The following is a 25,299-nucleotide window of genomic DNA, read 5'->3' as shown; positions in this document are numbered from 1 at the left end:
GCGTCAGGGCAAATCGAAGGCAGATCGAACAGGCCCGAGCGTTGCTCACAGCGGACGGTTGGCGTCGGGCTCGGGCGTGCGACGCTGGGGTGCCAGCAACAGCAGGCTCGCCAACGGCCAGAGGATGGTTTCGATGACCGGCGACACCAGCAGGTTCCACCCGGGGAACACGCCGCCACCGATCATGCGAATGGCCAGTTCGATGACGTGCGACAGCGCGAAGAGCGGCAGCACTTGCAGCGCCTGCGAGGCCACCGGATACCAGAGCAGCCGCCGATGAATCGCGATCGCGAAGTAGCCCAGCGTGGTGTACGACAACGCATGCTGGCCGAGCATCGCCGATTGATGCACGTCCATCACCAGGCCGAAAGCGAACGCGACGCCGATGCCGATGCGGGTCGGCTGGTGCACGCTCCAGAAGACGATGGCCAGCGCCAGCAGGTCGGGCGTCCACGCCGCGCGTCCGATCGGGATCATGTTGAGCAGCAGCGCCACGAACAGGCTGGTCCACATGAAAAGCGGACTGAGGGGGAGCAGCAACTGCTGCTGGCCGGGTCGCATGATCATGGTTGGCGCTCCTTGGGTTTCGGCTTGGCGGCGGGCTTCTTCTCAGCTGCTTTTTCCGCTGCCTTGTCGGCCTTTTTCTTTGCGGCCGCCGCAGCCGCTGGCGCGGCGGACGGTGCCGGCTTTGGCGGCGTGTTGGCACCGGTCGGCGCCAGCACCAGCACATAGCGCGGCGAGCTCACATGGGCCAGTGGCAGGCAATGGATGCGCGCGAAAGCGGAGTCGGCGCGGCGCTCGATACGGTCGATCTTCGCGACCGGCAAGCCCGCCGGATAGACGCCGTCGACGCCGCTGGTCGACAGCAGATCGCCCTCTTGCAAGTCCGAGTTCGCGGCCATGAAGCGCAGCTCGAGCCCGCCGCCGTGCGCATTGGCATCGCCAAACGCCACGCTGCGCGCGCCGGTGCGGGTGTTTTGTACCGGAATCGCCAGGTCGCGATCGATCACCAGCGTGATCTCGCTGGTGAAGGGCTGCACCTGCGTGACCTGACCCAGCACCCCGTGCTCGTCGATGACCGGCGAGCCCGCGGCAATGCCGTGCGTCATGCCCTGGTCGATCACGACTTTGCGGGTGTAAGGGTCGGCTGCGTCATAGAGAACCTCGGCCGCACGCGATGGCGTCGGCGTGCTCGCGCGCAGTTCGAGCAACGACCGCAGCCGCGAGTTTTCTTGCAACAGGGTGTCGGACTGGCTGGCGCGCTCGGACTGCACCGCCAGCGCCTTGCGCGCATCGGATTCGCCGCTCTGCGCCGTTTGCAGATCTTCGAGGTAACGACCGCCGCCGACCATCGCCTGCACCGGTTTCAGTGCCAGCCACTGCACCGGATACAGCACGGCACCGATGGCCGCGCGCAGCGGTTGCACGATGTGGAACCGGGCATCGGCCACCATCAGGAACAGCGCTAGCGCGCTGAAAAAGACCAGCTTGCTGAGTGCCGACGGCCCCTGGTTGAAGAGGGGCGGGGCGGTGCGGTCAAGGGTACCGAGCGGCATGGCGCTTTATGCCACACGAGTGGCTTGTTTCAGGGCTGCCGTGGAGCCGGCTTTGCCGGGACGCTGGCAGCGTCCCCGGCCGGGGGTGGGAGCGCGACACGAACTGCGCGCGACCTGGGCGCGAGCAACCTCACTCCGACGTGAAGATGCTTCCAAGACGGTCCATGCGTTCCAGGGCGATGCCGCAACCGCGCACCACGCAAGTCAACGGGTCTTCGGCGACGAGCACAGGCAGACCGGTTTCCTCGGCGAGCAGGCGATCAAGATCGCGCAGCAGCGCACCACCACCGGTCAACATCATGCCGCGCTCGGCGATGTCAGCGCCCAGTTCGGGCGGGGTCTGTTCCAACGCGTTCTTAACGGCCGAAACGATGTTGTTGAGCGGATCGGTCAGCGCTTCCAGCACTTCGTTGCTGCTGATGGTGAAGCTGCGCGGCACGCCTTCGGACAGGTTGCGGCCCTTGACTTCCATCTCCTTGACTTCGGAGCCCGGGAAGGCCGACCCGATGGTCTTCTTGATGACTTCGGCCGTCGGCTCGCCGATCAGCATGCCGTAGTTGCGGCGGATGTAATTGATGATGGCCTCGTCGAAGCGGTCGCCACCGACGCGGACGCTGCCTTTGTAGACCATGCCGCCGAGCGAAATCACACCGACTTCGGTGGTGCCGCCGCCGATGTCGACGACCATCGAGCCCGACGCTTCCGACACCGGAAGGCCGGCACCGATCGCCGCGGCCATCGGCTCTTCGATCAGGTAGACCGACGTGGCGCCGGCCGCTTCAGCCGCGTCCTTGATGGCGCGGCGCTCGACCTGGGTCGAACCGCAGGGCACGCAGATGATGATGCGCGGACTCGGCGTGAACAGCGTGCGCGGGTGCACCATCTTGATGAACTGCTTGATCATCTGTTCGGTGATCACGAAGTCCGCGATGACGCCGTCTTTCATCGGGCGGATCGCCTCGATGTTGCCCGGCACCTTGCCAAGCATGGCCTTGGCCTCTCGCCCGACCGCTTGAATGACCTTCTTGCCATGCGGGCCGCCTTCGTGGCGGATGGCGACTACCGATGGCTCGTCGAGCACGATGCCCTTGCCGCGCGCGAAGATCAGGGTGTTGGCCGTACCGAGGTCAATTGCGAGATCGGTAGAAAAATACCGACGGAAAGTACCGAACATGAAGGGGTCCTCTGCGGGCACGGCATGCGCTTCGGCATGGCATCGCCCTTGGTTTGACAGGTGAAATTGAGGGCTTTTGCGGCAAATGCCGGCGCGTTCGCGGGGGTTGCGGCAAAGGCGGGATAATAACCGAATCCCCTGTCTTTTTCACGTTTGCACGCCCCTCAAGGGTGCAATGCCACCGGTGCTTTCACCGGACCAAGCCACTCTCCCGATGTCACTTTCCGCTTCCGATATTGCGCGCATCGCTTCGCTGGCGCGCCTGCAACTCGTCCCCGACGAGAGCGAGCGCCTGCAAGGCCAGATCAACGGCTTTTTCGAACTGGTCGAGCGGATGCGCGCCGTCGACACCGCCGGAATCGAGCCCTTGGCGCATCCGGTGGCCGCCATCGAAGACATCACGCTGCGCCTGCGCGACGACGTGGTGAGCGAGCCGAACAACCGCGAAGCCAATCAAAGAAGTGCCCCCGCCGTCGAGGCAGGCCTGTTCCTGGTGCCGAAGGTGATCGAATGAGAGGCAAGCAGATTCACGAAAAAGGCGTGGCCGAGCTGGCGCGTGCACTCGCCGCACGCGAAGTCTCGGCCGTCGAAGCCGCGCAACACTTTCTCGGTCGCATGAAGTTGCATGAAGCGCTCGGCGCCTTCGTCGCGGTCGACCCGGAGGTCACGTTGACCCAGGCCCGTGCAGCCGATGCATCGATTGCGGCCGGCAACGCACCCGCGCTCGCCGGCGTGCCGATCGCGCACAAAGACATCTTCGTGACGCTCGACTTCCCGACCACCGCGGGCTCACGCATCCTGGCCGGCTACCGCTCGCCCTTCGATGCGACCGTGGTGCGCAAGCTGGCCGAGGCCGGAGCCGTGACGCTCGGCAAGCTCAGCTGCGACGAGTTCGCCATGGGCTCGGCCAACGAGAACGTTGCCGTGCCTGCGGTCGGCCACGACAAGGCCGTGCCGGTGCAAAACCCGTGGGATCGGGCGCGCATTCCGGGTGGCTCGTCCGGCGGCAGTGCAGCAGCAGTGGCCGCGCGACTGGCACCGGCCGCCACAGGCACCGACACCGGCGGCTCGATCCGCCAGCCCGCATCTTTCTGCGGCGTGACCGGCATCAAGCCGACCTACGGCCGCGCCTCGCGCTACGGCATGGTGGCCTTTGCGTCGAGCCTGGATCAGGCCGGCCCGATGGCCCGCTCGGCTGAAGACTGCGCCTTGCTTCTGTCGGCCCTGTGCGGACCCGATCTGGATCGCGATTCGACTTCGATCGACCGGTCCGTCGAGAACTACGCACTGACGCTCGGCGCATCGCTCGAAGGTTTGCGCATCGGCGTTCCGAAAGAATTTTTAGGAGACGGTGTCGCGCCCGGCGTGCGCGCTGCGGTCGATGCAGCACTTGCCGAATACGAGAAGCTAGGTGCCCGCCGCGTCGAGGTGAGCTTGCCTCGCACCGAACTGTCGATCCCGGTCTACTACATCATTGCCGCGGCCGAAGCCTCGAGCAACCTGAGCCGCTTCGACGGCGTCAAGTTCGGCCATCGCGCCAAGCAGTACAGAGACCTGGCCGACATGTATGGCAAGACGCGCGAAGAAGGCTTCGGCGACGAGGTCAAGCGCCGCATCATGATCGGCACCTACGTGCTGAGCCACGGTTACTACGATGCTTACTACCTGCAGGCGCAAAAAGTGCGCCGCATGATCGCCGACGACTTCCAGCAGGCCTTTGCGCAATGCGACGTCATCGCCGGCCCGGTGGCACCCACGGTCGCGTGGAAGTTCGGCGAGCATGGCAACGACCCTGTCGCCGACTACCTGGCCGACATCTTCACCCTCCCCGCCTCGCTCGCCGGCCTGCCGGGCATGAGCCTGCCGGCCGGTTTCGATGGGCACATGCCCGTTGGCCTGCAATTGATCGGCAACTATTTCGGCGAAGCGAAGTTGCTGAATGCAGCGCATCGTTTTCAACAAGCGACCGATTGGCACACACGTACGCCGGAGGGCTTTTGAGATGAGCCAACCCGTGATGAACTCTTTTGAACAGATGCAGGAAGGCCGACCGACCGGCCCGTTGGTGCGTGGCTACGAAGTCATCATCGGCTTCGAGACGCATGCGCAGCTGTCGACTGCCAGCAAGATTTTCAGCCGTGCCTCGACCGCCTTCGGTGCCGAGCCCAACACGCAGGCCTGCGCGGTCGATCTGGCGCTGCCGGGCACGCTGCCGGTCATGAACCGGGGCGCAGTCGAACGCGCCATCAAGCTCGGCTTGGCGCTCGGCGCGACCATCGCGCCGCGCAGCGTGTTCGCGCGCAAGAACTACTTCTATCCCGACCTGCCCAAGGGCTACCAGATCAGCCAGTTCGAGATTCCGGTAGTGCAGGGCGGCGAGGTGACTTTCTTCGTGGGCGACGAATCGAAAACCGTGCGCCTGGTGCGCGCGCACCTCGAGGAAGACGCGGGCAAGTCGCTGCACGAGAACTTCATCGGCCAATCGGGCATCGATTTGAACCGTGCGGGTACCCCGCTGCTCGAAATCGTGAGCGAGCCCGACATGCGCTCGACCGCCGAGGCCGTGGCGTATGCGAAAGAGCTGCACAAGATCGTGACGTGGATCGGCATTTGCGACGGCAACATGCAGGAAGGCAGCTTCCGTTGCGACGCCAACGTGTCGGTGCGCAAGCCCGGCCAGCCGTTGGGCACGCGACGCGAGATCAAGAACCTGAATAGCTTCAAGTTCATGCAGCAGGCGATCGACTACGAGATCCGCTGGCAGATCGAAGAGATCGAAGATGGCCGCAAGGTACAGCAGGCAACCATTCTTTTCGACCCGGACTCGGGCGAGACGCGCGCTATGCGGACCAAGGAAGACGCGGCCGACTACCGCTACTTTCCCGATCCGGACTTGCCGCCACTGGCAATTGCGCAAGACTGGATCGACCGCGTCAAGGCTGAGATGCCGGAACTGCCACGTGCGATGGCGGCGCGGTATGTGACGGAACACGGACTTTCCGATTACGACGCGGCGCAACTTACGCAGAGCACGGCACTGGCGCGCTACTTCGACGACACGGTCGCGGCAGGTGCTGCGCCAAAGCTCGCAAGCAACTGGATCACCGGCGAGATGGCAAAGCTGCTGAATGCGCAGGAAATCGGAATTCAAGAATCTTGGGTGAGCGCGACTTTGTTGGCGTCGCTCATTGGCCGCATTGCTGATGGAACGATCTCAAACAATGCAGCCAAAGAAATACTCAGCCTTCTGTGGGGCGCAGGAGAGATGAGTGGCGCTCCTGTGGCGGAGGCATATGTCGGCAGAGCAGCCGATTATTTAGCACGCGTCGATGCGCTGATCGAGGCCAAGGGCCTGAAGCAGATGAGCGATACAGGCGCCCTCGAAGCCATCGTCGACGGCGTGTTGGCGACCAACCAGAAGAACATCGACGAGTACCGCGCCGGCAAAGAGAAAGCCTTCAACGCGCTCGTCGGTCAGGTGATGAAGGCCAGCCAGGGCAAGGCCAACCCGGCACAGGTCAACGCGCTCTTAAAGTCGAAGTTGAGCTAGCTCAGCAGAGCCGGCGCCCGCGGGAGCGTCGGCTATTTCGCCGTGCCGCCAGCGTCTGATGTCCAGAGCTGGCGCAGCTTGATTCGCTCATCATCGAAGCGCGAATTCACTCGCTTCTTCTCATCTTCCTGGTCGCTGACAAAGCGGTTTTGCACCGCCATGCTCTGCACGTTGTCGTCGAGCTTGCGGCGAACGGCACCCGGGGCACGGCCGATGTCGCTTTTGTAGAACTCGAGCTCTTCGTCGATTTTCTTGCGCTCGTCGGACAGCTCGGCCAGGCGCTTCTTTGCTGCCTGGGTCACAGCGTCGATCTGCACGAGTGCCTCGGCTCGCTCCCGGTTGTGCGCCGCGGCGTTGGGGTATCGGACCAGCAGCGCGCGTTCCCGTCGCCGCTCTTCGAGCTGGCGCGCCTGAAGCAGCGACTGCTGCCTCGCGCGTTCCTCGCGCTCGGCCGATTCTCGTGCGGTGTAAGTCGGCTCGACCGTGCGGCGCGTGGTGCCGCTCGGGTTGAGTTCGCGCTGCTCGCGGTCGATGCAATCGGCGATGGGGCGATCGGCGGTGATGATGCGGCCGCGCGAATCGGTGCAGCTGTAGATGCCGCCGCTCGGACCGCCCGAGTTGGCTGTCGTCTGCGCTGTCGCTGCGCCTCCAACGAGCAAAAGTACTGCCGACAAGATCGCGAGAAAATTATGTGTGCGCACCAGAAATCCTGTCTTTCAGCCGACCAAAAATGCTCAAGCGCCGTAGCGTTTTCGGTAAGCCATAACTCCCTCGCGATGAACGCCCAGCGAGGAGTCTGTGCGTTCCGAGAGGTACTGTAGCAAGTCGTCCAGCGTGGCGATCGCCACCACCTGCATACCGAGCCGATTACGCACATATTGCACAGCGCTGTGGTCGACATCGATGCCGTTCTCCGTCGCTTTTTCTTGTCGGTCGAGGGCGATCACCACGGCCTGCGGCGTAGCCCCGGCGGCGCGGATCGCTTCGATCGATTCGCGCACAGCGGTGCCGGCCGACATCACGTCGTCGACGATCAGCACACGGCCCTGCAGCGGCGCACCGACCAGTACACCTCCTTCGCCGTGGTCCTTGGCTTCCTTGCGGTTGTAAGCAAACGGCACGTTGCGGCCACGCCGGGCCAGCTCCGCCGCCACCGTCGCCCCCAATGGAATGCCCTTGTAGGCCGGGCCGAAGATCATGTCGAACTCGATGCCGCTTTCAATCAATCGGTCTGCATAGAATTCAGCCAGCCGCATCAGCTTGGCGCCATCGTCGAACAGGCCCGCGTTGAAAAAGTAGGGACTCATGCGACCGGCCTTGGTCTTGAACTCGCCGAAGCGCAGCACCCCGGAATCGATCGCGAACTGCACGAAGTCCAGCGCGACCGAACGGCCAGCCTCATTCAATTCAGTCAACTCAGCCATCGGGAATTCCTTTGTTCAAACTTACAAGCCTCAACCTCAACGGCCTTCGTTCGGCAACGACCAAGGGCGTGGCCAACTGGGTGGCCGAACTGGCGCCGGATTGTATTTGCATGCAGGAAATCCGCGTCCAGGCAAGCGATGTCGAAGGCCGATTCGAAGAAATGGCCAACCTGAAAGGCCACTTCCATTTCGCCGAGAAAAAGGGTTACGCCGGCACCGCCATCTACACGCGCCATGCGCCGAGCGACGTCGTCATCGGCTGGGGCGACGCCGAGTTCGATGCCGAAGGCCGTTACCTCGAGCTGCGCTTCGACACCCCTGCGCGCAAGCTGTCGATCATCAGCTGCTACTTCCCCAGCGGCAGCTCGGGCGAGGAACGGCAGGCGGCCAAGTTCCGTTTCCTCAAGGGCTTCTTTCCGCATCTGACCGCGTTGAAGAAAGAACGCGAGTTCATCCTGTGCGGCGACATCAACATCGCGCACCAGCAGATCGATTTAAAGAACTGGCGCGGCAACCAGAAGAACAGCGGCTTCTTGCCTGAAGAGCGCGCCTGGATGACGCGACTGCTCGATGCCGGCACCGAGGGCGCCGGACTGGTCGACGTCTATCGCATGCTGCAGCCCGAGACCACTGACGCGGCCTACACGTGGTGGAGCAACCGTGGTCAGGCCTATGCCAACAACGTGGGTTGGCGTCTCGACTACCACTTGGCGACGCCAGCGCTCGCTCACTTGGCACAGCACGAGTCGATCTTCAAGACCGTCAAGTTCAGCGACCACGCGCCGATCACCGTCGACTACGATTTTTCGCTTTGAAGATGTAAAAAGCCCCGAATTCAGGGGAAAGGTAAGCCGTTTGCATTAACTGCTGGCCGCAATTTTTCTCCCGAAATATTCCGTTGCATTTAGAGTTGGTTGCATGGCCCACCGCTATCACGCCGTTCAGGATCCAGCGCATTTTTGGCGCCAGTTTGGCGTTCAGCCGCCGGCCGTGGCGCCTGAAGTTCGCGTCCACGATCAAGGCGTGTTCGTCTGCCGACCGCGCACCGACGCGGCCCGCGGCGGCAAGCTACCTCGCTTTGAAGCCGCGGCCGGCCGCTGGGGTTTGATCCCGCTGTCTTCACCGGACGGTCGTGACCGCCTTACGCATGAAGCAGCCAGCGAAACCGCCGCGACCGAACGCAACTTCTATCAGCCATGGAAACGCTCGCACCGCTGCGTGGTGGTTGCCGATGCGTTGTTCGAAACGACCGACACCGGCAGCGAAATTCGCATCGAGCGATTCGATGGCGCACCGTTTTGCATCGCCGGACTGTGGAATGGCTGGCGCTCGCCACAAGGCGCGTGTGTCGAGAGCTTTGCGCTGCTGACGATCGACGCCACCGAAGACGCGCTCATGCAGCAACTCAGGGGCGAACGTCCGCGGCGGCGCCCTGTGATCCTGCCCGACGGCTGGGTCGACGAGTGGCTCTATGCGCCCATCGAAGAAACATCGGCATTCCTTCGGCCGTATCCGCTGCAGATGTGGGTGACCGAAGTACCGATCGCACTGCCGAAGCAGACAACGTCGGTCGAGGCCGCCAGCTTCGGTTGAGCTTGGGCTCAGGCCAGTTCGAACAGAACGTCCTGGGCACCTTCCCACAGCACTTTGCGGCCGAGCGCCTGAAGTTGATCCCGCCCTTCGACGATCGTCAGGAAGTGATTGCCCGCCAGCGGCCCCATGCGGCTCGCGAAGCTGCACGGTCCATACGCCCAGATGATCTCGGTCTCGCTGTAGCCGCCCGGGTAGAACAGGATGTCGCCGCGTGATGGATGGGCGGTGTGATTCTCGAAGCCGACGCCCAACTGAAAGTCGCCGAGCGGAACCCAGCAGCCCTCGCCGCTCCATCGCACATGAATCAGCTTCTGCCGATACGGCAGCAGCTTGGCAAAAGCAGCCACGGTGAGCGGTGCGTCCGGATGGGTTTCGGCGACGAAGTGAAGGCCGCCGGCGGTGATGTCGAGTCGTGTCATGCGAGATTCAAAGATTGAGATATTGAAAGTGGGTCAGTCGCAGCAGCCACCGAAGTGGCCGCTGCGATAGAACGGCGCGAGGTCCTCGGACAGCGCCTGTACCGTGCCGCGCCATGAAGCGCTGGCCGCATCGCTGGACAGAGCCGCGCGCATTCGCGCCAACAACTCGGCACGCAAGGCCGTCTCGTCGATGCCGGTCACACGGCCGCCTTCGACCACGCTGCGGCCGGCGATCAACACCTGCGCGATGTGGCGGCCATTGCCGCGCGCCAACAACAGATCGAGCGGATCGATGTCGGAGAACAGCGCATCGTCGTCGAGCGCATCCCAGTCGAGCAGCACGATGTCGGCCGGCGCGCCGGGCTCGATGCGTCCACCACTACGCAAGGCGCCCCCCACGCTGCGCGGACCGTGTCGCGCCGCAAAGCCCCACAGCTGATCGCGCGTCATCGTCGTGTCGAAGCCCCAGCCACGGTGCAGCGAATAGGCGAGCCGCATCTCGCGCAGCGCATCGTCGTCTTCATCGAACGCCATACCGTCGAGGCCCATCGCCACGCGACAGCCTCGCTTCAGCATCTCGGGCAGTGGCGCGATGCCCGACTTGAGGCCGAGGTTGGAGCTGGTGTTGACTGCGATGGTCACCCCGCGCTCGGCCAGCAGCGCCAGCTCGTCGCCGCGCGCCCAGGTGCAATGCGCCAGCGTGAGACGCGGACTCAAGAAGCCGATGCTGTCGAGAAATTGAACGATGCCGCCGGGATGCGCCGCATCGGCCCATGCGCGCTGGTACTTGGTTTCCAGCAGGTGCATGTGCACGGGCCGGCCGGTGTCAGCGGATGCTTGTGCAATCGCTTCGAGCAACGGCGTGCTGCACCACTGCACGGCGGCCGGGCCGTACTGCACGGTGACGTGATCGCTATAACCACCTTCGCTCACCATCGCAGCGACCTCGTCCACCAACGCGAGTTGCTGGGCCGGCGCCATCGGCTTGACCGACAGCCGCTGCGCGACCGCGTTGCGAATGCCCGGCCGCAGTGCCTTCAACACCGTCGCGTCGTCGCAATAGGCGATGCCGTTGCGGTCGCGCATCGCGATCGCGAAGCCGATGCGCACACCGACATCACTCGCCGCCCGTGCCACCGCGCGGGCCTCGTCGACATACGGCATGCCGCCCTGCACCCGCGTGTAGTGAACCATCAAATTGGCGACGCCGTGACGCACCGAGCGCGCAAAGGATGTGGCGGCGCACAGGTAAGGGTCGACGCCGGGCGCGAGGCCGAGGTAGGGGAGCCAGCTTTCGAGCGGCTGGTTGAAGGCGCCGAGAGTGGCGCTGCGGACGGTGCGGGCGTGGTCGTGGGCGTTGGACAGCGCCGGCAAGGCCAGCAGGCGACGCGCCGTGACTGCGGCGCCCAGTGCCTCCAGCGCATCGATCGATGCCACGCGACCGCCCGAAACTGCCACTCGCACATCGGCCTGCGCAGGCGCAGCGCCGGGGTCGGTCAACAGCCAGGCGCAATCAAAGCTTTGTCGGGTCGGCGTAGCGTCAGGCATCTGGGGTGTCGTCATTTCAGTGCGAATTGTGCGGGTCGAAGCGCAGGCCCCGCCCGGGTTGGCGTTGCGCATCATGGCTTTCAGCCAGCGACCGCGAAGATCGCGGCGACCGGACCACCGCCCGCTGGCCCCTGGTGCTCGGCACCGCCCGAGACGTAGAGGGCAGTCTGGCCGACCACCGAGGCCAGCACGGCGCCGACCGCCGCGCGGGCATGCCGCGTGGCGTTGATGTCGGAGTCGTTCAGCATGGTGTGACGGGCGCCGCGCACCAGCCCACTTGGGCTGGCCTCGGCCTTGGCCAGCAGGTTGACCAGACGTGCCGCGATGGCATCGGCATCGCGCTCGGGGTCGAGCCCGAAGGCTTCGCGCAGCAGGCGGCGCACGCTGCTGGCATCGACCGCGTCCTGCATCACCGTGTGCGCGATGCGGTAAGCCGATGCGCTGCCGATGGCCTCGCCCAGCACGATGACGACGTTGCCTTCGAGCTCGATGCCGGCCGAACACGAGGCCCGTGCCGAATACAGCGCGCTGTCTTGCAGGATCGCCGCCTCATCGACTGCGGGCAATTCGCCGAGTGCCAGCCCGACGCCGAGCGCCGAGGCGCCACGCGACCATCCCATCGACTCATAGCTGTCACGCGTGACGGTCACTTCGCCGCGCAGTTGTGCCGCCAGCACCTTGGCGGATGTGAGCAACGGGCACTTGACCTGCACGAAGTGCACGTCGGCCGCATCGTCGATGCCCGCATCGTGCATCGCGGCCTGCACCGCTTCTGCCGTGGCCGCTACCTGCGCTATGCGGCCGATCTCTTCGGGTGCGAAGGCGCGCGTGTGCGCCGTGCCGATCACCAGGCGCTTCTCGCCCGACACGCTCGCGGCATCGCTGACATCGATGAAGCCACGCGTGAACACCGTGAAGTGCGGCGACAGCACGCCCTCGGTGCCGCCCGACATCACGAGCGCCACGCGGTCGTGCACCTGCGCCACCGTGCAGCGGAGATGCGGCGCGAGGAAGTGGCACCAGGCCGTGGCGGCGAAGTCGCGTGTGTGGTCGTTGACGCAGCCGTTGCCTTCGGTCTTGCCCATCACCGCGACGATGTGTGCCGGGTCGAGCCGCCCCGCGTCGATCAGCGCCTGTACGCCCGAAAGGTCCGCCGGACCACTGCATGACACGCGAAATACATCGACCTTCTGCGCCTTGCCAGATGATGTTGACGTGCTCACAACGTGTACTCCAGCGCGGCCACCAGCGGCAGAGGGCTGAGCGGAATGCCGGGCGGCGTGGCGCCGATGGTGCTGACGAAACTGACATGGTCGGCATGGAGTTGCCATGCGTTGTGCGCGACGGGGCCGAACGACGCCGCTTCGAGCAGCGTCGGCGCCAAATTGGGGCGTGGGGAGCGCGCGGAGGCTTTCATGCTCATCGCCTTGCAGCCGCCGTGCCAATCAGCGCTTCGCCTTGTCGCTTTATCTCGATCTCCGAATCACGCCGTCCCGCAGTTGCCCAGCCATGCGTCGTTCAAGCCGTCCTCAGTGCGTGTCGTGGCCGACGCGATCCAACTAAAAAGCCCGCACTTCGCCGCGCGGCACGAAGCGGCCCATACTGGCGCGCCCCAGCCACTGCGGCCCATCGACGATCAGCTGGCCGCGGAGAAATACCTTTTCGACGCGACCGCGCAGCGTGCGTCCCTCCAGCAAGGTGTAGTCGCAATGGCTGTGCAAGTGCTCCGCGTGGATGGTCTGGCTGGCGTTGGGGTCGAACAGCACCACGTCGGCATCGCTGCCGACGGCGATCGTGCCTTTCTTCGGAAACAGGCCGAACAGCTTGGCCGGCGTGGTCGCGGTCAACTCGACGAAGCGATTCAGCGACAGCTTGCCCTGCATCACGCCGATGTCGAACAGGCTGACCAGGCGCGTTTCAATGCCGGGGGCACCGTTCGGAATTTGCGAGAAATCATCCTTGCCGCGCATCTTCTGCAGGCGGTAGCCGAGGTGGCCCTCTTTCATGCAGAAAGGGCAATGGTCGGTGGCGATCACCTGCAAGTCGTCGTAGCGCAACGCCCGCCACAAATGCTTCTGGTTGTCGGCGCTGCGCAGCGGCGGCGTCATCACGTACTTGGCGATTTCCAGGTCGTCGCTTTGGTACACCGAATCATCGAACAACAGGTAGTGCGGACAGGTTTCGGCAAACACCGGGATGCCCTCGGCGCGCGCGGTGACGATGTGCTTGAGCGCCTCGTTGCTCGACACATGGACAAAGTAAATCGGCGCCTGGGCCAGCTCGGCCAGCCGGATGCCGCGGTGCGTCGCCTCGCCTTCCAGAATGGCCGGACGGGTCAGTGCGTGATAGCGCGGCGAGGTGTGGCCCGCCTCCAGCGCCTCCTGGATCAGCAGGTCGATCACCGTGCCGTTTTCCGCGTGCAACGCCACCATGCCGCCGTCCGCACCGACCTGGCGCAGCATCCGAAAGATGGACGCATCGTCAGCCATCATCACGCCGGGGTAGGCCATGAACATCTTGAAGCTGGTCACCCCCTCGTGGTGCATGGCGTGCCGCACGTCTTGCAGCACCTGGGCGTCGACCCGCGTGACGATCACATGCAAGCTGTAGTCAACCGCGACTTGCGACTCGGCACTGCGCTGGGTGCGGGCGATCGCCCCGAGCGGCGAATCGGTCGCGGTTTGCAGCGCGAAGTCGACCACGGTGGTGGTGCCGCCAAAAGCAGCGGCCTTGGTGCCACTTGCAAAGGTGTCGCAGGTCACCGTCGGGCCGATCACGTTTTCCAGATGCACATGGGTGTCGACGCCGCCGGGCAGCACATACAGGCCGGTGGCGTCGATCACCAGCACATCGCCGCCGACTTCCAGCGCGTGACCGATGGTGTGGATCACGCCGTCTCGCATCAGCACGTCGGCCACGTAGTCGTCGCTGGCGGTGATGACGCGACCATTGCGAATCAGGGTGGCGGAGCGGGTGCTGGGCATGGTGAAGGTGGGTGGTTAAGGGCTCGCTTCAGTTTGCAAAATCCGTACCCGACCTGGTGGCGCCGCAGCACTGGCGTCACCGACAACGCAGAGCGCGATCTAGCAACAATCGCTCAGGTACCGGGTCAGCGACTCCTGCACGCGTTGCGGTTCCAGGCCGCGCACGATCACCACCAGCCGCGACTGGTGGTCGTCGCTCGGCCAGCGCGCCAGGTGCGTCGGTGGGTGCACCAACTGCTGGACGCCGTGCACCACCACCGGCGCCTCGGCCCCTTCCACGTTGAGCAGGCCTTTGACGCGCAGCACCTGCGCGCCATGGGCATGCAACAGCAGCGACAGCCAGACGCTGAAGACGGTCCAGTCGACGGCCTCGGGCAAGTCCAAGGCAAAGGCCACGATGTCGCGATGCACGTTGGCGTCCGCGGCGGCAGGCCCTCCGGGCGCAGCCAGCGCCAGGTAGTTGCGTTGGCGGCCGGCTTGCAACCAGCTGGCGACTTCTTCGGTCTTGCCCGCAACATCGAAGACGTCAGCGCCCAGGATGGCGCGCGCGTCCAGCTGCGTGGGGTCGAGCGCCAGACACGGCGCGCTCGGGTTGACATGGGCCAACTGCAGCTGCAACGCCGGTAGCAACGCGGGGTCAACGATGTCGAGCTTGGTGAGCACCAGGCGGTCGGCCAGCGCCACCTGCTTTTGGCACTCGGGGTACTGCGCCAGATTGCCCGCGCCGTGGACCGCGTCCACCGTGGTGATCACATTGCCGACACGGAAGTGGTGCTGCAGCACCCGGTCGTACATCACGGTGGCGAGCACCGGCACCGGATCGGCCAGGCCGGTGGTTTCGATGATGAGCCGTACAAAAGCCGGTATCTCGCCGCGCTCGCGGCGCTCGTACAGGTCCCGCATGGCGCTCGCCAGGTCGCCGCGGATGGTGCAGCAAATGCAGCCCGACTGCAGCAAGACGATGTCGCCCTCGATGCGGTCGACCAAGTGGTGGTCGATGCCGATGTCACCAAACTCGTTGATCAATACGGCGCAGTTATTGAACAACGCATCGCGCAGCAGCCGGTTCAGCAGGCTGGTCTTGCCCGAGCCCAGAAACCCGGTCAGCACATTGACGGGAATCCGTTCGCTCATCGGCCGAAGCCCATCGTGTCGGGCTGCGCCAGCGGGTCCACGCTGCGCCCGGTGATCTCCTGCACGGCCTGCCAGACATGGGGCAGGCTATCGACCACCTGTTGCTTGCCAGTCAGGCCAGCCACCAGATAGAAGCGCCCTTGCCAGTCGCTGACCGTGACGCGGGCAGCGGCCAGCACCCGGTTGATGACCCGGATGCGTTTGGCCCGCTCGGCCCGGCGCGTCGGCGCCGACGCGCCTTGAATGCGGCCCGCGCCGCTGCTCCAGTGTTCCTCGCCGCCGAGCGAGCCGCAGACGCCGCACATGCTGTCAGGGGCTCAGGCTTTGACGCGAGGATGGCGCGCCGCAAAGTCGTTGGCCATCTCGTCCATCGTGACAAAGCGCACCCCGGGATGCGACTTGATGTACGCAAACAAACGCTCGAGCATCAGCAGCACCTGGGGCCGCCCGGCCACATCGGGGTGGATGGTGATGGGGAACACCGCGTAGTCCATTCGCGGTAGACCCAGTCGAACTGGTCGCGCCACATTTGCTCGATGTCGCGCGGGTTGACGAAGCCATGGCTGTTCGGCGACTTCTTGATGAACATCATGGGCGGCAGGTCGTCGAGGTACCAGTTGGCCGGAATTTCAATCAGGTCGCTTTCGACGCCGCGCTGCAGCGGCACCATCCACTCGTCTGGCTTTTTGCCGTAGTCGATCGGCGTCCAGCTGTCGCCCACCCGCACGTAGTAGGGGGAAAAGTCGTTGTGCATCAGCGAGTGGTCGTACTTGATGCCCTTTTTCACCAGCAACTCGTTGGTGACTTTGGAGAACTCCCACCACGGCGCCACATAGCCGGTCGGACGCCGGCCCGACAGTTGCTCGACCAGCGCGATGCACTTGTCCAGCACGGCTTCTTCCTGCCCTGGCGTCATGGCGATCGGATTTTCGTGCGAATAGCCGTGGATCCCGATCTCGTGGCCAGCCTCGGCCACCGCCTTCATTTGCGATGGGAAGGTTTCGATCGAGTGCCCCGGAATGAACCAGGTGGTCTTGATGTCCATGCGCTCAAACAGCTTGAGCAAGCGCGGCGCCCCGACCTCGCCGGCAAACAGGCCGCGTGAAATATCGTCCGGCGAATCTTCCCCACCGTACGACCCCAGCCAACCGGCCACGGCGTCCACGTCGACCCCGAAGCCACACAAAATCTCTTTCGCCATCGTCTTTGCTCCTGAAAAAATCAATCTGAAAGCAGCGCTTGCATCGCGGGACGCCATGCGCCTGTATGGGAGTTCAACCGGCTGCGTGCCGCGCCATGTGCACCTGGTGCAGCGTGATCTTTCGCACCTCCGCCTGGCTCGTCTCGATGTGCGCGCGCAACAGCATCGCTGCCTGATCGCCGCGGTTCGCACGCACGGCTTTCAGGATCTTCGCGTGCTCGTCGTACGTCGCGTCGATGCGCGGCTGCTTGGTGAAGTCGAGGCGCCGGATGATGCGGATGCGGTCGGTCACATCGCGGTGCACGCGGGCCATCTCAGTATTGCCTGCGGCGGCGACCAGCGCGCAATGAAACTCCTCGTCCCACTGCGCGACCTGCGTCGCATCCGTGCTGCGTTGCGCGGCGGGTACCAGCCAGATGGCGACCAGCGTGTCGAGCATGGCGCGGTCGATGTGGCGGTCGGTTTCGCAAAGGCGATGTGCGGCCGTGGTCTCCAGCACCATGCGCAGGTCGTAGAGCTGTTCGAACTGGTCGAAGTCGAAAGGCAGCACGCGCCAGCCGCTCCTGAACAGCACCTCGACATAGCCTTCCTGCTGCATGCGAAACAGCGCCTGGCGCACAGGCGTCCGCGAGACGCCAAGCCGCTCGCTGATCTCGTTTTCAGTGAAGCGGTCGCCGGGCACCAAACGGAACTCGGCGACGTCGCGCTTCAGCTGCGCGTAGACCTCGTCGGCGCGAGTGCGAAACGGCACCGGAACAGGAACGACGATGGGGTCCGGCGTCGATGCAGCGGCAGCCGCAGCGACCGCAGCAGCGGAGCCGATAGGACGAGCGGCGCGCGTGGCAGGAGTACGGACGGTAGACACCTCGGAATGTTAGTCGCTGGCCGTGCCGCTTAAGGCGGTCAACACCGCGTCGCTCGGTGCGGTCCAGCCCACGATCGCGCCCTGCGCGCGAATCATGTCGATGGCCGCCGCCTTGAATGCGGGGAAGTAGCTCTCGGTGCAGTCTTCGAGCAGCAGCCCGTCGTAGCCGCGGTCGTTGGCTTCGCGCATGCTGGTCTGCACGCACACCTCGGTCGTCACGCCACCGAAGAGCAGGTGCGTGATGCCGCGCGCCTGCAGCGTTTCATGCAGCCCGGTCGCATAGAACATGCCCTTGCCCGGCTTGTCGATGACCAGCTCGCCTTCGACCGGCGCCAGCGCGTCGATGATCTGGTTGCCGGGCTCGCCCTTGACGAGGATGCGGCCCATAGGCCCTGGGTCGCCGATGCGCAGAGTCGGGTTGCCACGGCTCAACTTGGCGGGGGGGCAGTCCGACAGGTCGGCCTCGTGCGCCTCACGCGTGTGCACCACCAGGCCGCCGGCATCGCGCCAGGCTTTCAACATCGTCTGCGTCGCGGGCACGATGGCTTCGAGCAGCGTAACGTCGTTGCCGAGCGTCTCGCCGAAGCCGCCGGGCTCGATGAAGTCGCGCTGCATGTCGATCAGCACCAGGGCCGTGGTGTCGATGTCGAAGTCGTAGGCAAAGGGGTTGGCTTCCACGCGCATGGTGTGCTTCTCGGTTGGTTAGTGGTGCCCGCCGCCCATGTGCGCGCCGAGCACGTGCCGCTCGGCCGTGGCCGCAGGCGTCTCGAACACGACGCGGCCTTCACTCATGACCACGATGCGATCGGCCAGCTCCAGCAACTCGTCGAGGTCTTCGCTGATGAGCAGCACCGCGCCGCCCTTCTCGCGCACCTGCACGATGCGCGCGTGGATCTCGGCCACGGCAGCGAAGTCGAGCCCGAACACCGGGTTGGCCGCGATGAGCACGTTGATGTCGCCGGCCAGCTCACGGGCCAGCACGGCGCGTTGCACGTTGCCGCCGGACAGGCTGCGAATAGGAGCGTCCTCGCCTTGCGTCTTGACGCCGTACTCGCCGATCCACTCACGCGCGCGGCTGCGCCACACGGGAAAGTTCAGGATGCCGCCGCGTGCCAAAGGCGCTTGATCGAAGTCGCGCAGTGCCATATTCTCGGCCACGCTCAAGTCGGCGACGCAGGCATTGCGCAACGGTTCTTCGGGCAGGCTGCGCACTTTGAGTTCGCGGTTCTCGTCACGCTTGGCGCTGTAGGGCTGGCCCATCACCGTGACCTTGCCCGACAGCCGTGCACGCTGGCCGACCAATGCCTCGACCAGCTCGCGCTGACCGTTGCCCGACACACCCGCCACGCCGAGAATTTCACCCGAGCGCACCGACAAACTCAGGTCGTGCAAGGCCAGTGTGCCGCGGTCGCCCATGGCCTTCAGGTGCTCGACCTTCAATGCAATCGGCGCGTTGCTCGTCAGCGCCTTCATGCGGTGCCGCGCGCGGCCGGTTGGCGCCACGGCCTCCAGCGCGGCGGGGGCCTCGCCTTCGGGGGGCGGCGCCACGCCTTCGCCCATCATGGCGGCGGCCAGTTGCGCCGGGCTGGTCTGATCGACGCGGCAGTGCTGCACCGCCTGGCCGCGGCGCAACACCGTCACGCTGTCGGCATAGGCCATCACTTCGCGAAACTTGTGCGTGATGAGCAGCACGGTGCAGCGGCCGCTGCGGGCAAAGTCGCGCACATGGCCCAGCACCTCGTCGGCCTCTTGCGGCGTCAGTACCGAGGTCGGTTCGTCCAGGATCAACAGGCGCGGCCGCAGGTACAGCTGCTTCAACAGCTCTAGCTTCTGCTTTTCTCCGGCCGCCAACGACGAAGGCGTGACGTCGAGGTCGAGGCTGAAGGGCGTGGTCGCGAGAAATGCCTTCAGGTCGGCGCGCTTGGCTTTCCAGTCGATCAGCGCCGGCGTCTTGCCGCCGGCCAGCAACAGGTTCTCCGCCACCGTCATGCCCGGTGCCAGCGTGAAGTGCTGATACACCATGCCGATGCCCAAAGCGCGCGCGACGATCGGGTTGGCGATGTCTTGTTCCCGGCCGTCGATGAGGATGCCGCCTTCTTCAGCCCGCTGGAAGCCCGCCACGCACTTCACCAGCGTGCTCTTGCCCGCGCCGTTTTCTCCGAGCAGCGCGTGCACCGTGCCGGGCTCCACGTGCATCGTCACCGAGTCCATGGCGGTGAAGGCGCCGAAGCGCTTGGTGAGCCGGTAGGTGTCGAGCATCAGCGCGCCGGTGCCTGCGGGCAATGCGCCGATAGGGTGCGAGCGCGCTGCGATATCGGCGGGTGCACTGAGCTTTGCGGCCATGCGGTCTTTCAGTTGTCGAGCGCGTCGACCGCGTGGATCAACGCCGTCGACGTGGCATGCGCACCGAACACGCCGCCCTGCATCGTGATCATCTTCAACGCCGCCAGGTGGTTGCCGTGGTCCGTGGCGGCCGTGCAGTCGGACAGCAGCAGGCACTCGAAGGGGCGGTCGTTGGCATCGCGCAGGGTCGTGTGCACGCACACGTCGGTCGTGATGCCGGCGAGGATCAGGTTCTCGATGCCGCGCGTGCGCAGGATCAGTTCCAGGTCGGTCGCATAGAACGAGCCCTTGCCCGGCTTGTCGATGACCACTTCGCCCGGCAGCGGCGCCAGCTCGGGGATCAGCTGCCAACCCGGCTCGCCGCGAATCAATATGCGGCCGCACGGTCCGTCGTCGCCGATGCCGACGCCGTTGGCGCCGATCTGCCGCGAGCGCCAGCGCTTGTTGGCAGGCAGGTCGGCGAGGTCGGGCCGATGCCCTTCGCGCGTGTGAATGATGTGAAAGCCGAGCGGCCGCAACACGGCCAGCAAGCGTGCGATCGGCGCGATGGGTGCCTGCACAAGCGCGAGGTCATAGCCCATCACATCGACATAGCCGCCCTTGCCGCAGAAGTCGGTCTGCATGTCGATGACGATGAGCGCCGTGTTGGCCGGCCGCAGGTCGCCGTTGTAGGGCCATGCGTAAGGCTCGGCCGCAATGTGCAGCGCTGGCAAAGTGGCGCTGTCGGTCATGAATCGAGAGCCCTCCGGTGTGCCGAGTCGGGGTCTTGCGGAATGTCGGGCAGCGAGGCGGGGAGTTGCGGCACGAGCGGATGCGTCTCGTGGCCCTTGTAGGCACGCAGCGGCGCCGCAAAGCCGCACGAGGTGCCGTCGACCACCTGCACCTGATCGCTCCACGGCAGCTTGTAGCTGCCGGCCGCCATGTCCTGCATGTAGGTGTAGGGGCAGTCTTGCGCCCCGCCCTTCACCGCCACGTAGCCACGGTGGTAGAGCTGGTAGATGTTGTTCTCGACGCCCCATCCGGTGCGGGCTTCGCGCACGAGATCGGGCCGCAGTTCGCAAGTGATGATTTCGTCGACGCGGCTGCCGCCTTCGACCATCACCGTGCCGTCGAAGCTGCAGAACATGCCCTCGCCCATCGAGTCGAAGGAGCCGTCGCTACCGCACAGGCACACGCTCGCGGTGTAGGCCAGGTTGCAGAAGGCGTTGGCCTGGTTCGTGATCTTCCAGGCATGGCGGATCGGTGCGGTGTAGCCCGCAGTGCGCAGGATGATTTCAGCGCCCTTGTACGTGGCCTCGCGCGCCATCTCGGGGAACATGCCGTCGTGGCAGATGATGAGCGCGAGCTTGCTGCCGTTGGGGCCGTCGCACACCGGCACGCCGACGTTGCCGGGCTCCCACGGTTCGACCGGCACCCACGGATGGAGCTTGCGGTAGTAGAGCCGTATCGCACCCATGTCGTCGACGATGAGCCCCGTGTTGTACGGGTTACCGCCGGGGTTGGCTTCCATGATGGAGAAGCAGGCCCAGATGGTGTTGTCGACGCACGCTTGCCGCAGCGCCTTCACCTCGGGGCCATCGAGCTCGCACATGATCTCGGGCGAGGTGTCCATCGACAGCCCGTGCAGCGAATACTCCGGGAATACGACGAGATCCATCGTGCCCTGGTTGCGCCGCGCCTTGCCGACCATGTCGCAGACACGCTGCGTCTGCGCCGTGAGGTCGGCCTTGGTTTTGACGACCGGCAACTGCAGTTGCACCAGACCGATGACGACGCCGTTCGCCGACTTGTTGAGACCACCGAAGCCGCTCATTTCAATGATTCCTATAAGGGTTGGCGCGCCGAACGATCAGCGCGTCGAAGACAACTGGCCCGGGCTGCCGATCGCGACACTGCCAGGCTTGCAGGTAAACACCAGTATCACCAGCGTGAGTACGTAGGGCACCGTGTTGAAGAGGTGGTAGCCCCAGCCCACGCCGACCGATTGCAGCGCCGGCCCGATGGCGCCCGCACCGCCGAAGAGGAAGGCCGCGCCGACACACCGCAGCGGGCTCCAGCGCGCGAAGATGACCAGTGCCACCGCGATCAAGCCCTGCCCGCTGGAGATGCCTTCGTTCCAGCTGCCCGGATAGAACAGCGTGAGCGACGCACCGCCGAGCCCCGCGATGAAGCCCCCTGCCGTGGTGGCCGCGATGCGAATGCCCGCCACCGAGTAGCCGAGCGCCCGCGTGGCGTTGGCCGAATCGCCCGCCATGCGCACCAGCAGACCGGCGCGCGTACGTGCGAAGCCCCACCACAGAAAGACCGCGAGCAAGAGGCCGATCGGCACCAGCGCGTTCAGCTGCAGCGCCGAGCGAACGACCGGGTTGTCGCTCCAGTCGCCGAGCGGGATCGCCGGGATCTGCGGCGCTTGCGGCTGGATCAGCGGCTTGCCGAGATAGAACGCGAGGCCGGTGCCAAAGAGCATCAACGCGATGCCGGTCGCGACGTCGTTGACGCCGTCAAGCGAGCACAACAAGCCGTGCAGCAAGGCGAGCGCCGCGCCGGCGCAGGCGCCGATCAACACGCCGAGCCAGGGCGAGCCGGTGAGATACGCACCGCCGAAAGCCGCCATCGCCGACAGCACCAGCACGCCCTCGAGGCCCAGGTTGATACGGCCCGATTTCTCGGTCAGGCATTCACCCAGGCTGACGAAAAGGAACGGTGCGCCAACGCGCAAAGCACCGCCGACGATGCCTGCGACAAGCGCCACCCACTGGTCGGCGGTCATGTTGAACGGGCAGCGGTCATGCAGCCTCCACGGTGTTGGTCTTCTTCGCCGAGGCCGCACCGAGCGTCTTCGCGCTCAGCTTCTTCCAGTCGATCATCCGGAGCCCTTCGCTCGCCAGGATCAGGACGAAAGCGATGCCCTGCAGTACCAGCACCGACGCATCGGGCAAGCCGAGCCGCCGTTGCAGCAAGCTGCCGGCCGCGCCGAAGCCGCCGAACAGGATGGCGACCGGAATGACCGCGATCGGGTTGTGCCGCGCGATGAACGACACCAGGATGCCGGCATAGCCATAGCCCGCGATGAGCGACGCGTTGGCGTTGGTGTGCACCGCAGCGACTTCGACCGCACCGGCCACGCCGGCACACGCACCGCCGACCCCGCACGCAGCGAGGATCAGCTTCGTCGCAGGCAGCCCGACCAGCTGCGCGGTGCGCGGGTTGCCGCCGACCACGCGAATCGCAAAACCCGACGCGGTGATGCGCAGCCAGAGCCCGAGCCCGATGCAGGCCACGATGCCGATGACCAGACCCCAGTGAATGTCCGAGCCGCCGATGCCGCCGATGCGCAAGGCTTCGGGCAGTGGATAGGTCGACGGCTTGTTCAGGCTAGCCGGGTCGCGCAGCACGCCTTCGACCAGGTGCTTGAAGATGCCGATGGCGATGTAGGCCAGCAGCAGGCTGCTGATGGTTTCGTTGATGCCGCGGTACTGTCGCAACCAGCCCGCCAGCATGATCCACAGCCCCCCGGCGATGGCGCCGGCGATGCACACCAGCACGGTGCCGATGACGTTGGCAGGCAACGGGACGGCATGGGCCAATGCCGCGCAGGCGAGTCCGCCCAGCACCAACGCCCCTTCGCCGCCGATGATGACCAGCCCGGCCCGCGCCGGGATGGCCACGCACAGCGCGGTGAGCATGAGCGGCGCCGCCCGCTGCAACGTGTTCTGCCATGAGAACCAGTCGCCGAACGCGCCCTTGAAGAGCACGACCCACACCTCCACCGGATCGACCCCGGCAAAGGCGACCAACAGGCCGAAGAGCAGCAGCGCCGCCACGATGGCGAACACCGGCAGGGCGATCTCGCGGAGGGCGTTGCGCATCGTCGAGCCTTTAGAAGCTGCCGTTCACGCCCTCGACCAGGTAGTTCATCTTTTCGAGTTCGATGTCGGTCTGCTTTTGCGTCTTGCCAGCCGCCAGCACTTCCTTGCCCTTGTTGTCCTTGAGCGGGCCTTTGAAGATGTCGAAGGTACCGGCGATCATCTTGGCCTTGACGTCGTCGGCCTGCTTCTTGGCGGCGTCGGTCACGGCCGGGCCGTAAGCCGACATCTTCACGTAGCCGTCCTTCAGGCCGCCACGCAAAAAGTTGGGGTGCGGCTTGCCGGTTTGCGCGGCTTCGATGATGGTCTTGTAGGCGGTGAGCCAGTTCCATTCGGCGCCGGTGAGGTAGGCCTGCGGTGCCAGCTTGGCCTGGCTTGCGTGGTAGCCGCAAACCATCTTGCCGCGCTTGGCGGCGGTCTCGACCACCACCTTGGGGCCGTCGACGTGCATCGTGAACACGTCGCAGCCCTGGTCGGCCAGGCTGTTGGTGGCTTCGGCTTCTTTCACCGGCATCGACCATTCACCCGTGAAGATGACACTGCAGGTGATGCCGGGCTTGACCGAGCGCGCACCCAGCGTGAAGGCGTTGATGTTGCGCAACACCTGCGGGATCGGCTTGGCCGCCACGAAGCCGATCTTGCCGCTCTTGCTCATGTGGCCGGCAATCACGCCGTTCAGGAACTGGCACTCGTCGATGTAGCCGAAGAAACTGCCGACATTCTTGGGCATGCTCTCGGTCCACAGGCCGCCGCAATGCGAAAAGCGTACATCGGGGTCCTTGGGGGCGAGCGCCAGGATGTGCGGGTCGAAGTAGCCGTAAGAAGTCGGGAACAGCAGCTTGGCGCCGTCCTGCGAAATCATGCCGGTCATGGTCTTTTGCACCGCTGCGGTCTCAGGCACGTTCTCTTCTTCGACCACCTTGATGCCAGGCATTTTCTTGATCTCGGCCGCGGCCTGGGCGTGTGCCTGGTTGTAGCCGTAGTCGTCGCGCGGGCCGACGTAGATGACGCCGACGGTGAGTGGCTTTTGTGCGCTGGCGAATGCGCTGAATCCTCCGAGGGTGCCCGCTGCGCCCAGCGCGGCGAGTGACTTAAGGGAATCGCGACGGTTGAATTGACTCTTCATGGCTCTCTCCGGTTTTGGGACGGCTTGCGGGTTGATCCTCCAATGCATCCTGGACTGGCGCATCTTGGATACAAGAAGGTATGCACGAAGTGTGCCGAGATGAAGCGCGCCGAAACCGGCGTCGATTTCAGAGCAGGCTCACATGCGCCGACACCACGCGCCAGCCCTCTGGTGTGCGCATCCAGGTCTGGCTCTGGCGGCCGGTGCGCTCGCTGCCGGCACGGCGAAATTCGCAGTTGGCGGTCGCGAAGTCGTGCCCATAAGTGGTGATGACGGTGCGCAGCAATTCGCGCGCGAGCCCCACGGCGGGGCGCCCGGCCCGGAACGCCTGGATCGCTTCATGGCCGTAGAGGTTTTCGCCGGCGCCGTAGCGCAGCGTGAGCGGGCTGTCCCAGAACAGTTCGTCGAGCACCCCGACGTTGTTGGTGACAAGCGCGTCTTCGTAGCGCCGGAACGCAGCAACGACTTCGGCGACGACGTCGGGCAGGTTGATAGCAGGTTGCAGGGACATGAGGA

26 protein-coding genes and 1 pseudogene are annotated in these 25,299 nt (G+C 65.1%); 5 read left to right on the top strand and 22 right to left on the bottom strand.

Going from position 1 to position 25,299, the window contains the following annotated elements; translation table 11 throughout:
* Positions 1–45: 45 nt before the first annotated feature.
* From mreD to RCH10_RS10275, 3 genes are all read right to left on the bottom strand, one after another.
* Entirely contained in the window at positions 46–567 is a 522-nt protein-coding gene (gene mreD, locus RCH10_RS10285) for a rod shape-determining protein MreD (RefSeq protein ID WP_409052290.1), read from the bottom strand.
* Positions 564–1,556 carry a rod shape-determining protein MreC gene (gene mreC, locus RCH10_RS10280; RefSeq protein WP_409052289.1) on the bottom strand — a complete coding sequence of 331 codons (993 nt, stop codon included), beginning with the start codon at positions 1,554–1,556 and terminating at the stop codon, positions 564–566. The genes mreD and mreC overlap by 4 nt, the downstream gene beginning before the upstream one ends.
* A gap of 130 nt (positions 1,557–1,686) precedes the next feature.
* Positions 1,687–2,730, bottom strand: a complete 1,044-nt coding sequence (locus tag RCH10_RS10275) for a rod shape-determining protein (RefSeq protein ID WP_187053950.1) — start codon at positions 2,728–2,730, stop codon at positions 1,687–1,689.
* Between the two features lie 214 nt (positions 2,731–2,944).
* On the opposite strand from RCH10_RS10275, the gene gatC reads away from it, so the two are divergent.
* Genes gatC through gatB form a run of 3 tightly spaced genes read left to right on the top strand, consistent with a single transcriptional unit; the run spans position 2,945 to position 6,280 of the window.
* Positions 2,945–3,244, top strand: coding sequence for an Asp-tRNA(Asn)/Glu-tRNA(Gln) amidotransferase subunit GatC (gatC, locus tag RCH10_RS10270; RefSeq protein WP_409052288.1), 300 nt, complete (start codon positions 2,945–2,947; stop codon positions 3,242–3,244).
* Complete coding sequence (gene gatA, locus RCH10_RS10265; protein ID WP_409052287.1) at positions 3,241–4,731, top strand: Asp-tRNA(Asn)/Glu-tRNA(Gln) amidotransferase subunit GatA; 1,491 nt, start codon at positions 3,241–3,243, stop codon at positions 4,729–4,731. Before gatC ends, gatA begins: the two co-directional genes overlap by 4 nt.
* 1 nt (position 4,732) lies before the next feature.
* Positions 4,733–6,280 (top strand): Asp-tRNA(Asn)/Glu-tRNA(Gln) amidotransferase subunit GatB, encoded by a 1,548-nt coding sequence (gene gatB, locus RCH10_RS10260; RefSeq protein ID WP_409052286.1) that lies wholly within the window; start codon positions 4,733–4,735, stop codon positions 6,278–6,280.
* A gap of 32 nt (positions 6,281–6,312) precedes the next feature.
* Here gatB and RCH10_RS10255 read toward each other — a convergent pair whose 3' ends face one another.
* Positions 6,313–6,954, bottom strand: a complete 642-nt coding sequence (locus RCH10_RS10255; protein ID WP_409052285.1) for a DUF4124 domain-containing protein — start codon at positions 6,952–6,954, stop codon at positions 6,313–6,315.
* A gap of 60 nt (positions 6,955–7,014) precedes the next feature.
* Positions 7,015–7,704 (bottom strand): orotate phosphoribosyltransferase, encoded by a 690-nt coding sequence (gene pyrE / locus RCH10_RS10250; RefSeq protein ID WP_409052284.1) that lies wholly within the window; start codon positions 7,702–7,704, stop codon positions 7,015–7,017.
* An 11-nt stretch (positions 7,705–7,715) separates the two neighbouring features.
* On the opposite strand from pyrE, the gene RCH10_RS10245 reads away from it, so the two are divergent.
* Positions 7,716–8,519, top strand: coding sequence for an exodeoxyribonuclease III (locus tag RCH10_RS10245; RefSeq protein ID WP_187053944.1), 804 nt, complete (start codon positions 7,716–7,718; stop codon positions 8,517–8,519).
* Between the two features lie 103 nt (positions 8,520–8,622).
* A complete protein-coding gene (locus tag RCH10_RS10240; RefSeq protein ID WP_409052283.1) occupies positions 8,623–9,297 on the top strand; it encodes an SOS response-associated peptidase family protein in 675 nt (224 codons plus the stop codon).
* Between the two features lie 8 nt (positions 9,298–9,305).
* On the opposite strand, the gene RCH10_RS10235 is transcribed toward RCH10_RS10240, so the two are convergent.
* The 17 genes and pseudogenes from RCH10_RS10235 to hpxZ form a co-directional block, all read right to left on the bottom strand.
* On the bottom strand, positions 9,306–9,716 hold the full coding sequence (locus RCH10_RS10235; protein ID WP_323499854.1) for a DUF3830 family protein: 411 nt from the start codon (positions 9,714–9,716) through the stop codon (positions 9,306–9,308).
* 33 nt (positions 9,717–9,749) lie between these two features.
* Positions 9,750–11,279, bottom strand: coding sequence for an amidohydrolase family protein (locus tag RCH10_RS10230; RefSeq protein ID WP_409052282.1), 1,530 nt, complete (start codon positions 11,277–11,279; stop codon positions 9,750–9,752).
* 65 nt (positions 11,280–11,344) lie between these two features.
* Entirely contained in the window at positions 11,345–12,487 is a 1,143-nt protein-coding gene (locus RCH10_RS10225) for a ring-opening amidohydrolase (protein WP_409052281.1), read from the bottom strand.
* Positions 12,484–12,681 carry a hypothetical protein gene (locus RCH10_RS10220; RefSeq protein WP_409052280.1) on the bottom strand — a complete coding sequence of 66 codons (198 nt, stop codon included), beginning with the start codon at positions 12,679–12,681 and terminating at the stop codon, positions 12,484–12,486. The genes RCH10_RS10225 and RCH10_RS10220 overlap by 4 nt, the downstream gene beginning before the upstream one ends.
* Before the next feature lie 142 nt (positions 12,682–12,823).
* A complete protein-coding gene (gene hydA, locus RCH10_RS10215; RefSeq protein ID WP_409052279.1) occupies positions 12,824–14,248 on the bottom strand; it encodes a dihydropyrimidinase in 1,425 nt (474 codons plus the stop codon).
* A gap of 99 nt (positions 14,249–14,347) precedes the next feature.
* Positions 14,348–15,382, bottom strand: a complete 1,035-nt coding sequence (locus tag RCH10_RS10210; protein ID WP_409052278.1) for a CobW family GTP-binding protein — start codon at positions 15,380–15,382, stop codon at positions 14,348–14,350.
* Positions 15,379–15,687, bottom strand: coding sequence for a hypothetical protein (locus RCH10_RS10205; protein ID WP_409052277.1), 309 nt, complete (start codon positions 15,685–15,687; stop codon positions 15,379–15,381). The genes RCH10_RS10210 and RCH10_RS10205 overlap by 4 nt, the downstream gene beginning before the upstream one ends.
* 12 nt (positions 15,688–15,699) lie before the next feature.
* Positions 15,700–16,583: pseudogene (locus tag RCH10_RS10200) on the bottom strand (polysaccharide deacetylase family protein).
* A 73-nt stretch (positions 16,584–16,656) separates the two neighbouring features.
* Positions 16,657–17,352 (bottom strand): GntR family transcriptional regulator, encoded by a 696-nt coding sequence (locus tag RCH10_RS10195; RefSeq protein WP_323499889.1) that lies wholly within the window; start codon positions 17,350–17,352, stop codon positions 16,657–16,659.
* A gap of 105 nt (positions 17,353–17,457) precedes the next feature.
* On the bottom strand, positions 17,458–18,132 hold the full coding sequence (locus tag RCH10_RS10190; protein ID WP_409052276.1) for a cysteine hydrolase family protein: 675 nt from the start codon (positions 18,130–18,132) through the stop codon (positions 17,458–17,460).
* A gap of 18 nt (positions 18,133–18,150) precedes the next feature.
* Positions 18,151–19,791 carry an ABC transporter ATP-binding protein gene (locus RCH10_RS10185; RefSeq protein ID WP_409052275.1) on the bottom strand — a complete coding sequence of 547 codons (1,641 nt, stop codon included), beginning with the start codon at positions 19,789–19,791 and terminating at the stop codon, positions 18,151–18,153.
* An 8-nt stretch (positions 19,792–19,799) separates the two neighbouring features.
* Complete coding sequence (locus RCH10_RS10180) at positions 19,800–20,522, bottom strand: cysteine hydrolase family protein (RefSeq protein ID WP_409052274.1); 723 nt, start codon at positions 20,520–20,522, stop codon at positions 19,800–19,802.
* Entirely contained in the window at positions 20,519–21,604 is a 1,086-nt protein-coding gene (locus tag RCH10_RS10175) for a formamidase (protein WP_409052273.1), read from the bottom strand. Before RCH10_RS10175 ends, RCH10_RS10180 begins: the two co-directional genes overlap by 4 nt.
* A gap of 36 nt (positions 21,605–21,640) precedes the next feature.
* Positions 21,641–22,561, bottom strand: a complete 921-nt coding sequence (locus RCH10_RS10170) for an ABC transporter permease (protein WP_409052272.1) — start codon at positions 22,559–22,561, stop codon at positions 21,641–21,643.
* A gap of 16 nt (positions 22,562–22,577) precedes the next feature.
* Complete coding sequence (locus RCH10_RS10165; protein WP_323497248.1) at positions 22,578–23,660, bottom strand: ABC transporter permease; 1,083 nt, start codon at positions 23,658–23,660, stop codon at positions 22,578–22,580.
* 10 nt (positions 23,661–23,670) lie between these two features.
* The gene (locus RCH10_RS10160) at positions 23,671–24,783 is read right to left on the bottom strand and encodes a BMP family ABC transporter substrate-binding protein (protein WP_409052271.1); all 1,113 of its coding nucleotides are present in this window, start codon (positions 24,781–24,783) and stop codon (positions 23,671–23,673) included.
* A gap of 127 nt (positions 24,784–24,910) precedes the next feature.
* Positions 24,911–25,294 (bottom strand): oxalurate catabolism protein HpxZ, encoded by a 384-nt coding sequence (gene hpxZ, locus RCH10_RS10155; RefSeq protein WP_409052270.1) that lies wholly within the window; start codon positions 25,292–25,294, stop codon positions 24,911–24,913.
* Positions 25,295–25,299 lie beyond the last annotated feature (5 nt).

The organism is Variovorax sp. GrIS 2.14, from assembly GCF_046115955.1.
Lineage (GTDB): Bacteria > Pseudomonadota > Gammaproteobacteria > Burkholderiales > Burkholderiaceae_C > Variovorax.
The sequence above is the reverse complement of the archived record's forward strand: the minus strand, read 5'-3'. Positions and strand labels throughout refer to the sequence as shown.

Coding starts and splice junctions, on each gene's coding strand:
- RCH10_RS10210 (WP_409052278.1), bottom strand. CDS start 15,382: ATGAGCGAACGGATTCCCGTCAATGTGCTGACCGGGTTTCTGGGCTCG.
- RCH10_RS10235 (WP_323499854.1), bottom strand. CDS start 9,716: ATGACACGACTCGACATCACCGCCGGCGGCCTTCACTTCGTCGCCGAA.
- RCH10_RS10180 (WP_409052274.1), bottom strand. CDS start 20,522: ATGACCGACAGCGCCACTTTGCCAGCGCTGCACATTGCGGCCGAGCCT.
- pyrE (WP_409052284.1), bottom strand. CDS start 7,704: ATGGCTGAGTTGACTGAATTGAATGAGGCTGGCCGTTCGGTCGCGCTG.
- hydA (WP_409052279.1), bottom strand. CDS start 14,248: ATGCCCAGCACCCGCTCCGCCACCCTGATTCGCAATGGTCGCGTCATC.
- RCH10_RS10220 (WP_409052280.1), bottom strand. CDS start 12,681: ATGAAAGCCTCCGCGCGCTCCCCACGCCCCAATTTGGCGCCGACGCTG.
- mreD (WP_409052290.1), bottom strand. CDS start 567: ATGATCATGCGACCCGGCCAGCAGCAGTTGCTGCTCCCCCTCAGTCCG.
- RCH10_RS10160 (WP_409052271.1), bottom strand. CDS start 24,783: ATGAAGAGTCAATTCAACCGTCGCGATTCCCTTAAGTCACTCGCCGCG.
- RCH10_RS10170 (WP_409052272.1), bottom strand. CDS start 22,561: ATGACCGCCGACCAGTGGGTGGCGCTTGTCGCAGGCATCGTCGGCGGT.
- gatC (WP_409052288.1), top strand. CDS start 2,945: ATGTCACTTTCCGCTTCCGATATTGCGCGCATCGCTTCGCTGGCGCGC.
- gatB (WP_409052286.1), top strand. CDS start 4,733: ATGAGCCAACCCGTGATGAACTCTTTTGAACAGATGCAGGAAGGCCGA.
- gatA (WP_409052287.1), top strand. CDS start 3,241: ATGAGAGGCAAGCAGATTCACGAAAAAGGCGTGGCCGAGCTGGCGCGT.
- RCH10_RS10275 (WP_187053950.1), bottom strand. CDS start 2,730: ATGTTCGGTACTTTCCGTCGGTATTTTTCTACCGATCTCGCAATTGAC.
- RCH10_RS10230 (WP_409052282.1), bottom strand. CDS start 11,279: ATGACGACACCCCAGATGCCTGACGCTACGCCGACCCGACAAAGCTTT.
- RCH10_RS10190 (WP_409052276.1), bottom strand. CDS start 18,132: ATGCGCGTGGAAGCCAACCCCTTTGCCTACGACTTCGACATCGACACC.
- RCH10_RS10240 (WP_409052283.1), top strand. CDS start 8,623: ATGGCCCACCGCTATCACGCCGTTCAGGATCCAGCGCATTTTTGGCGC.
- RCH10_RS10185 (WP_409052275.1), bottom strand. CDS start 19,791: ATGGCCGCAAAGCTCAGTGCACCCGCCGATATCGCAGCGCGCTCGCAC.
- RCH10_RS10205 (WP_409052277.1), bottom strand. CDS start 15,687: ATGTGCGGCGTCTGCGGCTCGCTCGGCGGCGAGGAACACTGGAGCAGC.
- RCH10_RS10175 (WP_409052273.1), bottom strand. CDS start 21,604: ATGAGCGGCTTCGGTGGTCTCAACAAGTCGGCGAACGGCGTCGTCATC.
- hpxZ (WP_409052270.1), bottom strand. CDS start 25,294: ATGTCCCTGCAACCTGCTATCAACCTGCCCGACGTCGTCGCCGAAGTC.
- RCH10_RS10165 (WP_323497248.1), bottom strand. CDS start 23,660: ATGCGCAACGCCCTCCGCGAGATCGCCCTGCCGGTGTTCGCCATCGTG.
- mreC (WP_409052289.1), bottom strand. CDS start 1,556: ATGCCGCTCGGTACCCTTGACCGCACCGCCCCGCCCCTCTTCAACCAG.